This is a genomic window from Methylorubrum rhodesianum (genome assembly GCF_014199985.1).
In the GTDB taxonomy this organism is placed as follows: Bacteria; Pseudomonadota; Alphaproteobacteria; order Rhizobiales; family Beijerinckiaceae; genus Methylobacterium; species Methylobacterium rhodesianum.
The window spans coordinates 291,305-300,857 of record NZ_JACHOS010000007.1 but is presented as its reverse complement, the minus strand read 5'-3'; the positions used below and the strand labels follow the sequence as shown (position 1 = coordinate 300,857).

At 69.1% G+C, this 9,553-nt stretch carries 13 protein-coding genes; 5 read left to right on the top strand and 8 right to left on the bottom strand.

Annotated elements, in window-relative coordinates; genetic code table 11:
* A partial coding sequence (locus HNR01_RS12750) for a UDP binding domain-containing protein (RefSeq protein ID WP_183667956.1) occupies positions 1 to 468 on the top strand: 468 nt, incomplete at its 5' end.
* Between the two features lie 15 nt (positions 469 to 483).
* Here HNR01_RS12750 and HNR01_RS12745 read toward each other — a convergent pair.
* Both HNR01_RS12745 and HNR01_RS12740 read right to left on the bottom strand, forming a co-directional pair.
* Positions 484 to 828 carry a hypothetical protein gene (locus HNR01_RS12745; protein WP_153873383.1) on the bottom strand — a complete coding sequence of 115 codons (345 nt, stop codon included), beginning with the start codon at positions 826 to 828 and terminating at the stop codon, positions 484 to 486.
* A 159-nt stretch (positions 829 to 987) separates the two neighbouring features.
* Positions 988 to 1,212, bottom strand: a complete 225-nt coding sequence (locus tag HNR01_RS12740) for a hypothetical protein (RefSeq protein WP_183667955.1) — start codon at positions 1,210 to 1,212, stop codon at positions 988 to 990.
* A gap of 320 nt (positions 1,213 to 1,532) precedes the next feature.
* On the opposite strand from HNR01_RS12740, the gene HNR01_RS12735 reads away from it, so the two are divergent.
* Complete coding sequence (locus HNR01_RS12735; RefSeq protein ID WP_017486285.1) at positions 1,533 to 1,760, top strand: hypothetical protein; 228 nt, start codon at positions 1,533 to 1,535, stop codon at positions 1,758 to 1,760.
* Positions 1,761 to 2,077: 317 nt separating this feature from the next.
* Positions 2,078 to 2,350, top strand: a complete 273-nt coding sequence (locus HNR01_RS12730) for a hypothetical protein (protein ID WP_017486286.1) — start codon at positions 2,078 to 2,080, stop codon at positions 2,348 to 2,350.
* A gap of 24 nt (positions 2,351 to 2,374) precedes the next feature.
* Here the strand turns inward: HNR01_RS12730 and HNR01_RS12725 are convergent, their stop codons facing one another.
* The 3 genes from HNR01_RS12725 to HNR01_RS12715 form a co-directional block, all read right to left on the bottom strand.
* Positions 2,375 to 2,698, bottom strand: a complete 324-nt coding sequence (locus HNR01_RS12725) for a hypothetical protein (RefSeq protein WP_183667954.1) — start codon at positions 2,696 to 2,698, stop codon at positions 2,375 to 2,377.
* 136 nt (positions 2,699 to 2,834) lie between these two features.
* Positions 2,835 to 4,379 (bottom strand): threonine ammonia-lyase, biosynthetic, encoded by a 1,545-nt coding sequence (gene ilvA, locus HNR01_RS12720; RefSeq protein ID WP_183667953.1) that lies wholly within the window; start codon positions 4,377 to 4,379, stop codon positions 2,835 to 2,837.
* A 107-nt stretch (positions 4,380 to 4,486) separates the two neighbouring features.
* Entirely contained in the window at positions 4,487 to 5,062 is a 576-nt protein-coding gene (locus HNR01_RS12715; RefSeq protein ID WP_183667952.1) for a PilZ domain-containing protein, read from the bottom strand.
* A gap of 447 nt (positions 5,063 to 5,509) precedes the next feature.
* Here HNR01_RS12715 and HNR01_RS12710 point away from each other — a divergent pair, with 447 nt between their 5' ends.
* Entirely contained in the window at positions 5,510 to 5,728 is a 219-nt protein-coding gene (locus HNR01_RS12710; RefSeq protein WP_183667951.1) for a SlyX family protein, read from the top strand.
* A gap of 163 nt (positions 5,729 to 5,891) precedes the next feature.
* A complete protein-coding gene (locus HNR01_RS12705; protein WP_183667950.1) occupies positions 5,892 to 6,215 on the top strand; it encodes a porin in 324 nt (107 codons plus the stop codon).
* A gap of 34 nt (positions 6,216 to 6,249) precedes the next feature.
* On the opposite strand, the gene dksA is transcribed toward HNR01_RS12705, so the two are convergent.
* From dksA to HNR01_RS12690, 3 genes are all read right to left on the bottom strand, one after another.
* Positions 6,250 to 6,669, bottom strand: coding sequence for an RNA polymerase-binding protein DksA (gene dksA / locus HNR01_RS12700; protein ID WP_012455095.1), 420 nt, complete (start codon positions 6,667 to 6,669; stop codon positions 6,250 to 6,252).
* A gap of 266 nt (positions 6,670 to 6,935) precedes the next feature.
* Complete coding sequence (locus HNR01_RS12695; RefSeq protein WP_183667949.1) at positions 6,936 to 7,955, bottom strand: hypothetical protein; 1,020 nt, start codon at positions 7,953 to 7,955, stop codon at positions 6,936 to 6,938.
* Between the two features lies 1 nt (position 7,956).
* Entirely contained in the window at positions 7,957 to 9,330 is a 1,374-nt protein-coding gene (locus HNR01_RS12690; protein WP_183667972.1) for an MBOAT family O-acyltransferase, read from the bottom strand.
* Between the last annotated feature and the right edge of the window lie 223 nt (positions 9,331 to 9,553).

The following is a 9,553-nucleotide window of genomic DNA, read 5'->3' as shown; positions in this document are numbered from 1 at the left end:
ATCGTGGAGACGGTGGTGGCGGTCAACGACCAGCGCAAGCGGGCGATGGCGCGCAAGGTGATCGCGGCCTGCGGCGGTTCGGTGCGGGGCAAGCGAGTGGCGCTCTTGGGCCTGACGTTCAAGCCGAACACCGACGACATGCGCGACGCGCCGTCGCTGTCGATCATCGCGGGCTTGCAGGATGCGGGCGCGCGGATCGTGGCCTACGATCCGGAAGGGATGGAGCAGGCGCGGCCGCTTCTGCAGGGGGTGGCGTACGCCGAGGACGCCTATGCTTGCGCGGAAGGGGCGGATGCGCTGGTGATCGTGACGGAGTGGAACGCGTTCCGGGCGCTGGATCTGGCCCGGCTGAAGGCGCTGATGGCCGCGCCGGTCCTCGTCGACCTGCGCAACGTCTACGCCCCCGCAGAGGTCGAGCGCCACGGCCTACGCCATGTCGGTGTCGGTGCCCTGGCACCGGGCGACTGATCGGAGGCGGCCCTCTCAGCGGGCGGCGCGGCGCGCGAGCAGGAGATGCAACCCCTGCGCGGCGAGCGCGCCGATCATCGCCGCCCCGCCCTTGACCAGGAAGTCGATCACCCGGCCGTGCCGGCTCGCCGTCAGCCCCTGGGCTGCCTCGAGACACCCGGCGAGGGCGACGGCCGCGATCAGCGCCAGCCCCCAGCGGCGCGGATAGGACAGCGCGAGCAGGAAGCCGAACAGCGCGTAGGCGCCGGCCCGCTCCAGATTGGGCGAGGTCAGGACAGGACGCGCTTCGAGGGGCGACAGCGTCACGGCGACGAGACCGATCGCCACGACCCAGGCCATCAGGCGAACAAGCTTCAGCATAGGGTTTCGTGCGCTCAAGCCGTGGTCGAGGTCAAGCGCGCCGCATACGCCTTCGGCACCCGCCACCCGGTTCAGTCCACCGATGTCGCGATCAGCGTGAAGAGAAGTCCGAGGGCGAGGTTGCAGGCGAGCAGGATCAGGAACAAGGTCATGACCGCCTCACGCCACGCAGGTCAGGACGATGTAGGGCCAGCGCGGCGGGCACGATGCCCGCGCGGCGCGCTGCGGGAGGCCCGAGCCGAAACCCTCTGTCCGGTTCGGGGCCGGCCGCACCGCCTCGGCAGGGCGTGCCCTCGTGTCGGCCATCGCCGCAAGATCGGTTGGGGTGCCGACCACCATCAGCATGGTCGAGACAACTCCAGCGGCGACAACGATCTTCGGCATCTTCCCCTCGCGACGTCTCACATTTCGCAAGGCGGGGGTTAGACCCGGCTGTTTACGGGGATGTTGCGTCAACTGTTGCGTCACAACCGCTGTCCGACGCTTGCAGAGGTTGAGTAACGTGTCGCGGCACGCGGTTAAAATCGCTTTGACGCCGCTCGCTACTACTTAAGCGCAATTGATGCCGGATATCCCTAATTTGGAGGATGCAATTGTCCCGAAATCATTGCCTGCTTCGATCGTTAGGGCACGGGCTGTCGTGAGGCCAGGGCGCGCCGAGTGGCGCGCAGGCTGCGGCGGCGGAGCCCTGAGGGGGACGGGTCATGGTCAGAAATGGGGCGGTTCATCCGCGCTGGGTGTTGCGCAGGGACGAGCGGCGGGCCGGGCGCTACGAGGGCGACAAGGTGGTGCGCTGGATCGCACGCCCGACCCTGATGAAGGGGCGCGCGAAAGGGTTGGCGAGCACCGAAGACGAGGACGGCGCTGCGGGCTACACCGCACCGTCCCGCCTCAACGGCTTTGCGGGTCTGCGGATCGTCTCCGACACCTGATCCTCGGGGGGGGCGTTGCAGGGGCCGAAGCCGTCCGCCGCGACGGGGTCGGCTCTTCTTTCCGGATCGACGATCCTGGCGAGACCACGATCCCGGGCAGACGCGAAGCCATGGAGCGCCGACGGCTTCGGCAAGGCCGGCATGACCGCGCCGCTTCGAACGAGGGCGGATCGGATGACGGCGGTCGGAAGCTCCAGGCCGGATCCGTGAGGATACGGCCCTAGGCGGCGGCGGAATCGCTTGGCAAGCTCTTCGGCGCGGTCCATGCTTCCCTTCGAAAGCCGCCGGATAACGCGGCGGCATCGGAGGATCGTCCTATGCTCGCCGCCAACCGCCTGGTCAAATCGGCCTGGATCGCCGTCGACATCACCAAGGACCGCGCCGAACGGGTCCTCGTGGTCGAGGCCTACATCGCCGTCAGTCCGCTGGAGAAGGACTTCGACGCTCATCGCTACGAGAAGGTGGTGGAGGATGTGCGCCGTGTTCTCGCCGCGCATCCCGAGATCGATCGCGCGTCGATCCTGAGCATGCATAGGGATGCCGGCTGCACGGCCCTGTTCCGCAGCCAACCCGCGCACAGCGCGGCCTGATTCCCCCGGGACCGGCCGAACCGCTCAATCGAGCGGTGCCCGTGACGGATCGGCCGGTCGCAGCTCGATGCGTCCGGGATTGCGCAGGCCCGGCGTGACAGCCGCACCGTGCGGGCCGCTCTCGCCGCCCGCCCCACAGCCCGAGCAGATCGAGCGGGCGGCGCGGTTGCTGCGCTCCGCGATCCGCCGATCGAACTCGGCCTGACGCGCCATGGATTCCTCGGCGCTGCGATGCGAGAGGATCGAGGTCTCCCCGGATGGGACCGCACCCGCCCGGGTGGCCCCTTCCGGCGGACCGGCAAGGGCCGGGGTGACGAGGGCGAGCAAGGCGAGAGGGGCTGAGCGCATCGACCACCGCTCCGTTCTCCGGCCGGCGAGCGCCGTCGGCCGCTGCCTATCGTAGGCAAGCGGGCCGACCCCGAAAAGACGGCCGTTGTCGTTCGAGCCGGCGCGAAAGTGGTGCCCGGCCGCGCCGGACCGGCGCTCATCGCTCGTGGCGGTGCGCCTCGGCGCCGATACCGTTGTCGAGGAACAGCCGGTAGGCCGGGTTGTCGGTCTCGTCGACATAGGGGTAGGCGAGCGCTTCGAGGGCCGCATCGAAACGGTCCCGCTCGGCCGCCGGCACCTCGATCCCGGCGAGCACCCGGCCGTAATCGGCACCATGGTTGCGGTAGTGGAACAGGCTGATGTTGAAGCCGTCGCCGAGGGCCTCCAGGAACTTCATCAGGGCCCCCGGCCGCTCCGGGAACTGGAACCGGTAGAGCCGCTCGTCGGCGAGCCCCGAGGCGCGCCCGCCCACCATGTAGCGAACATGGACCTTGGCCATCTCGTTGTCGCTCATGTCGGCGACACGGTAGCCGGCGCTCTCCAGGGCCGCGATCAGATCGCGCTTCTCCGGCTTTCCACCGGGCAGGTTGATGCCGACGAAGATGCGCGCGTCGCTTCCCTGCGCGTAGCGGTAGTTGAACTCCGTGATCGCGCGGGGCCCGAGCGCAGCGATGAAGGCGCGGTAGGCGCCCGGCCGTTCGGGGATGGTGACGCCGAGGAGGACCTCGCGCTCCTCGCCGATCTCCGCCCGCTCGGCGATGTGGCGCAGGCGGTCGAAGTTGAGGTTGGCGCCCGACGAGATCGCCACCAGCGGCCCGGAACCGGGATTCTGCGCCGCCCAGGCCTTGGCGCCGGCCAGACTCAGCGCACCCGACGGCTCGGAGATCGCGCGGGTGTCGTCGAAGATGTCCTTAACCGCCGCGCACATCGCGTCGGTATCGACGGTGATCACCGCGTCGAGATGCTCGCGGCACAGGCGGAAGGTCTCCTCGCCGGCCTGGCGCACCGCGACCCCGTCGGCGAACAGGCCGACGCTCGGCAGCATCACCCGGTCGCCGGCCCGGATCGCCTCGGCCATGGTGGCGGCGTCGTCCGGCTCGACGCCGATCACCTTCGTCTCGGGGCGCAGATACTTCACGAAGGTGGCGATGCCGGCGGCCAGCCCCCCGCCGCCGATCGGCACGAAGATCGCCTCGATCGGCCCGGTATGCTGGTGCAGGATCTCCATGCCGATCGTGCCCTGGCCGGCGATGACCTCGGGGTCGTCGAACGGGTGCAGGAAGGTCAGGCCCCACTGCGCCTCCAGACGGCGCGCCTCGGCCAGAGCCTCGTCGAAGGCGTCGCCGTGCAGCACCACCTCGGCGCCTCGCGCCCGGCAGGCATCGACCTTGATCGCCGGCGTGGTGCGCGGCATCACGATCACCGCACGCACGCCGAGGCGGGCCGCGCCGAGCGCCACGCCCTGCGCGTGGTTCCCGGCCGAGGCGCAGATCACACCGCGATCGAGTTGTTCACGCGGCAGCGAGGCCATCTTGTTGTAGGCGCCGCGCAGCTTGAACGAGAAGACCGGCTGCAGATCCTCGCGCTTGAGCAGCACCGGGCGGCCGAGCCGCTTCGTCAGGCGCGGCATCGGGTCGAGGGGGCTCTCGATCGCCACGTCGTAGACGCGGGCGGAGAGGATCTTCTTGATGTAGTCGGTCACGGGCAGGCTTTCGGCCGCGTCATCGGGCAGGGCTCGCCCGGGGACTTAGACCTTCCGCGGCCCGGATGCGAGGGCAGGGCAGGGCTGCGAGGCCGATCCGAGCCGGATCAGAGCCGGATCCCGGCATGGACCTGCGCCGGATCGAGGGGATTGGCGAAGGCGGCGCCGATCCCGTCGCGGAAGACGCGCACCACCTCGGCGGCCGTGCCGCCGATCGTGATGCTCGCCCCTCTAGCGAGGGTGTGGTCGAGGGCAAGCGCCGCTCCGGAGGCCGAGACGTTGATCAGCCGGCCCGGCAGGACGCTCCCGTCCCCGAGGGTCACGAGCACGTCCTTGCGCGTCGGGTTGATCCGCGGATGCACGCGGGCCGCCTCGAAGGTCCGATCCTGCTCGCGTCCCAGCGCCAGCATGGTGCGGGCGATCTCGGCGGCCCGCTGGCGAGACGCCATGAGCCGGACGACGAACAGCTTGTCGTCGGTGCGGACGACGCGGGCCTCGACCTGCCCGATGTAGCGGATGCTGCAGGTGAGTTGCTCGTCGAGCGCCGGCTCGGACGCCGACCGGAACGTGATGCCCGCTCGAGATAGGTCCTGCGTGACCGCGTAGAAGTCGGGCTGCCGCCGGCTCCAGCATAGGGCCGGGAGAAACACGGTATGGAGGTCAGGGGCTGGGCGCTCGGTCATGGTGCCACGTGTCTTCGTTGCGCAACATTGCCTGCACAGCCCTGAAGGGAAGGCGGAAAGAATGCTTCGATTTTTCGCAAATTCTCGCCGATGGGCGGCAGGATCGCGGGCGCGCACCCATCGTCACGCACCCTGAACCAGCTCGAAACCAGTCAACAGCGGATCCATTAAAGATCAAATCTATTACTTAGAAGTATTTCCGTCGGCATTATAAGAATATGCTGGACTTCGTCATAAAATTATTCGAACATATTGACTACAAAGCATGTTTATTGCCTTGATTCGACGTAACATGGCGCCTGATTTCTGCTGAAATCGAGGCGCACTCACGCGTATGACTGAGTCGCATGGCACTCATGCACCCCGCCATGGGGTCGAAGCTCGGGTGGTTCCGGCGCTCGAGAAGGCCGGTTGTCAGCAGCCGGCCGCACCGGGCATGGTCGGGCGATGAGCCACATGCCGTCCGACAGCGATCGTATCGCGCGCCTCGAAATCCGTCTGACCGAGCAGGAGGCTATGATCGAGGATCTCAACGCCGCCATCACGGCGCAATGGGGAGTCATCGACCGGCTGTCCCGGCAGGTCGCGCGTCTGCAGGAGCAGGTCGAGGAGAGCGCCTTCCGGGCCGCTGGCGGTGCCCCGGAACCACCTCCACCCCATTACTGAGGCCGCCCTCGCTCGATCGGAACGGACACCGTATCGGCGGGCCCGCGCGGCGCTCGAGCGAAACGCGGATCCGGTGCCACGAAAGAGTCACCGGATCTGGTATGAGAGGATCCGTGTCGATCCGAGGGGTCGAGCCGCCGCCGTGAAGGCCAGGGAGAATCAGATGCGGAACGCGGTGCGATGCCTCGGTCTCACGCTCACGCTGGCACCGCTGTTCACGGGCATTTCCCCGGTGGCGGCCTTCGAGCGCGTCCCGCATCCGTCCGAGGCTGCGGCGGAATCCTGCCCGAGCCAGGGCGCGGGTTTCATCCGCATTCCCGGCACAGCGACCTGCATTCGCCTGTCGGGCCGCGTCAGGGCCGGCATCGATGCCGGCAGCAGCGGGACCACCGCCCCCGTTCAGAGCCGCATCGCAGTGGATACCCGCAGCGAATCCGCCCTCGGGCCAGTGCGCAGCTTCGTCCGGATCGATGCGGGACGCCACTGACCGAGCCCGCAGCGGCGCCGGGAGACGGACCTGATCAGTCGTCCCGGTAGACCCGCTCGCGGCGCTCGTGGCGCTCCTGGGCTTCGAGCGACAGGGTCGCGATCGGCCGCGCGTCGAGGCGCTTGAGGGAGATCGGCTCGCCGGTCTCCTCGCAGAAGCCGTAGGAGCCGTCCTCCAGCCGGGCCAGGGCCGCGTCGATCTTGCTCGTCAGCTTGCGCTGACGGTCGCGGGCGCGCAGCTCGATCGCACGATCCGTCTCCGAGGAGGCGCGGTCGGCGAGATCGGGATGATTCTCGTTCTCGCTCTGGAGCGCCGTGAGCGTATCCTGTGCCTCGCGCAGGATCTCGCTCTTCCACGTGAGCAGCTTGCGCCGAAAATACTCGCGCTGCCGCTCATTCATGAAGGGCTCGTCGTCGGAGGGCCTGTAGCCGTCCTCGATCGTGACCTTCGCCATCGTCTTGTCCTCGCGCTCCCTGCCGGTCAGCGGCGATCTTGGGCGAGGCTATAATCGAGCCGGGCAAGCTCTACAACGCGCGGATGCCGCTGCGCACCGTCTCGCGCGAAAAGCTGCCGCGATGCGGCAAAGACGACACGCTCAAGTGGCCGGATGCCCGCCATCAAGTTGATTCTCCGCCCGATCCTCAATGGCACTTCGCGCGCGAGAGAGTGCCTGCAAACAACGGATGCCGGCTGATTCCCACCCCCCGGCTTCCTCCGCGCTCACGGCCGGCTGCGCAGCCGGACGATCGCGGCGGCGATCTCGTCCGCCAGAGGGCGGGCGAGAGCGTGCCGGTAATGGGTCTGGTCGAAGAACAGGGCGGGGTCGTGCAGGGCCGGGCGCTCGCGCCGGCCGTCGACGAGGGCGCTGCGGGCGTGCCGCCGCAGCGCTCCCGTCATCGCCTGCCGGCACGCGGACTCGGCCCGGTCGCGCGGCGTGCCGGGCCGCGGGAGGCCGGCCGCGTAGACCGGCGGAAAGACCATGACGACGGCGGTCTCGGGCGGCAGTCCGGCGAGGGCGGCGCCGAGGCGCTCGGCGGCGGGAAAATCCGGCCCCGCCTTGCCCGGAGCCGGTCCGTCGGGAATCGGCGTCTCGCGGGCGGCGCGGAAGCGCTCGCCGTCGAGGGCGCCGAGCTTCAGGTAATCCGGCTCGTAGTCCCACCAGCCGTCGGCGGCGGCCCGCTTGCGGCGCGAGCCGAGGATCCAGCCGGCGCGGCCGACCACTTCCTGGGCCACGGAGAAGCGCAGGAGGCCGCGCAGATAGGACAGAGGTTCAGGGCTGTAGAGCCAGAAGGGAAACGGCTTGTCGTTGGGGAGCGCCGGATCGTCGGTGCACCAGTAATCGTCGATGGACAGGACGATGGCCTCGGGCGCCGGATGATGGCGCAGGAACCAGGCGAGCAGGGCAAGCTGCTCGCCGGGGCCGGTCGCGGGGACGGAGAGCTGAACGAAGGGAATGCCCGTTGCCGCCGCGAGCCGAGCCGGCTCGACGAGCTGGATATGGGAATTGCCGAAGACCGCGCCCGCGAAGGCCGGATCGCGCCCGCGCGAGGCCGCGGCGGTGCGCGGGCCCTGCGGGCGTACCGCCCCGGCCGAGAACAGCGTCGAGCGGCCGCTGTCGTAGGGATCGATCAGAAACGCCAGCGCGAGATAGCCCGCGAGCAGGCCGATCGCCGTTCCGAGGAACAGGCGCGCGAAGGCCGCCCAGTTCCGCGGTCCGGCGCTGTCGGGGGCGGACACCATCTCAGAACTGGAAGTAGATGAACTCGTAGTTCGCATCGTCCCCGATCTTGAGGAGCACGACGACGAACAACAGGGCGAAGCCGGCGGCGAGCCAGCGGTTCGGCGGCAAGCGGTGCACGGCGGCCCAGGCCGTCGGGCCGATCATCGCGACGGCGGCGGCGATGAGGATCGTGCGCCACTTGAAGCCGGAGCCCGTCGGGGCGAGCCCGAACAGCCCCTTGTAGATCGCGAGAGCCGCCTCGAAGGAGGTCGCGCGGAACAGCACCCAGGTCAGGATCACGAAGCCGGCCGTCAGCGTCCAGCCGAGCAGGTGCGGCATCCGCCCCCCCGCGCGGCGCCACAGCACGCCGGCCCCGAGACCGATGCCGTGGGCGGCCCCCCAGGCGACGAAGGTCAGCCCGGCTCCGTGCCACAGGCCGCCGAGCGTCATGGTGGCGAACAGCGCGCCGATTTGCACCGCGAGACCGCGGCGGTTTCCGCCGAACGCGATGTAAAGGTAGTCGCGCAGAAAGCGCGACAGCGTCATATGCCACCGCCGCCAGAAGTCGCGCAGCGAGGTGGCGCGGTAGGGCACGTCGAAGTTCTGCGGCAGCACGATCCCGAACAGCAGCGCGAGGCCGAGCGCCATGTCGGTGTAGCCGGAGAAATCGAAATAGATCTGGAAGGTGAAGCCGAGCGTCGCCTGCCACGCCTCGGCCACGGTGACGACCTTGCCCGCGGCGGCGGCCTGGAACACCGGGTTGACGTAGACCGAGAGGGGATCGCCGAGGAACACCTTCTTGGCGAGACCCACGGTGAGCAGCATCAGCCCGCGCCCGATCCGCTCGGCGGCGTCCGGACGCGCGTAGGGGCGCTCGTCGAACTGGTGCATGATCTCGCTCCAGCGCACGAGCGGGCCGGCGAGAACCTGCGGGAAGAAGGCGATGTAGAGGGCGTAGCGGGTCAGCCCGTAGGACGGGGCGCGTCCCGCCCTCAGGTCCGTCAGGTACATGATGTGGTGGAAGGTGAAGAACGAGATCCCGAGCGGCAATGCCAAGTCGATCCGCGGAAGGTCGATACCGGGGATCAGGTCGGCGAGATCGGTGAGAAAGCCGAGATACTTGAAGGCGCCGAGCACCGCGAGATTGCCCGCGAGCGCGGCCGGAAACAGCCAGCCTGAACGATCCCGCGGCAGCACACGGGCTACGAGCCAGTTCACGCCGATGGAGACGAGGAGCAGCGGCAGGAAACGCCAGTCCCACCACGCGTAAAAGACGAAAGAGAGCCCGACCAGCAGCGGCAGCCGCCATTGCGGCCGATAGCGCTCGGCCGCGGCGTGCAGCACCAGCGCGACCGGCAGGAAGGCGAGCAGGAAGACGAAGGAGTTGAACAGCATCGCGGCGCGGACGTTTCCCTTGCGACCCGGCGAGACCGGCGCGCGCCCGCTCACGCGGCCAGCCTTGTCGAGGATCGAAGCGGAGCCGTCAATCGCGACCGGCATTCGCGAGGCAGTTGCGCGTGAGGGAAGCGGGCGGCGATGGCGCTGTCGGCGGTGGCGGAGTGCGCCGCCCGTGCTCCGGATCGACAAGACGTCGAGGCCGCGTGGCGCGATCACGGCG

Bases quoted from the DNA above. Each gene is read 5' to 3' on its own strand.
- HNR01_RS12735 (WP_017486285.1), top strand. From the start codon at position 1,533: ATGGTCAGAAATGGGGCGGTTCATCCGCGCTGGGTGTTGCGCAGGGAC.
- dksA (WP_012455095.1), bottom strand. From the start codon at position 6,669: ATGGCGAAGGTCACGATCGAGGACGGCTACAGGCCCTCCGACGACGAG.
- HNR01_RS12705 (WP_183667950.1), top strand. From the start codon at position 5,892: ATGCGGAACGCGGTGCGATGCCTCGGTCTCACGCTCACGCTGGCACCG.
- HNR01_RS12690 (WP_183667972.1), bottom strand. From the start codon at position 9,330: ATGCTGTTCAACTCCTTCGTCTTCCTGCTCGCCTTCCTGCCGGTCGCG.
- HNR01_RS12715 (WP_183667952.1), bottom strand. From the start codon at position 5,062: ATGACCGAGCGCCCAGCCCCTGACCTCCATACCGTGTTTCTCCCGGCC.
- HNR01_RS12730 (WP_017486286.1), top strand. From the start codon at position 2,078: ATGCTCGCCGCCAACCGCCTGGTCAAATCGGCCTGGATCGCCGTCGAC.
- HNR01_RS12740 (WP_183667955.1), bottom strand. From the start codon at position 1,212: ATGCCGAAGATCGTTGTCGCCGCTGGAGTTGTCTCGACCATGCTGATG.
- HNR01_RS12695 (WP_183667949.1), bottom strand. From the start codon at position 7,955: ATGGTGTCCGCCCCCGACAGCGCCGGACCGCGGAACTGGGCGGCCTTC.
- HNR01_RS12710 (WP_183667951.1), top strand. From the start codon at position 5,510: ATGAGCCACATGCCGTCCGACAGCGATCGTATCGCGCGCCTCGAAATC.
- HNR01_RS12745 (WP_153873383.1), bottom strand. From the start codon at position 828: ATGCTGAAGCTTGTTCGCCTGATGGCCTGGGTCGTGGCGATCGGTCTC.
- HNR01_RS12725 (WP_183667954.1), bottom strand. From the start codon at position 2,698: ATGCGCTCAGCCCCTCTCGCCTTGCTCGCCCTCGTCACCCCGGCCCTT.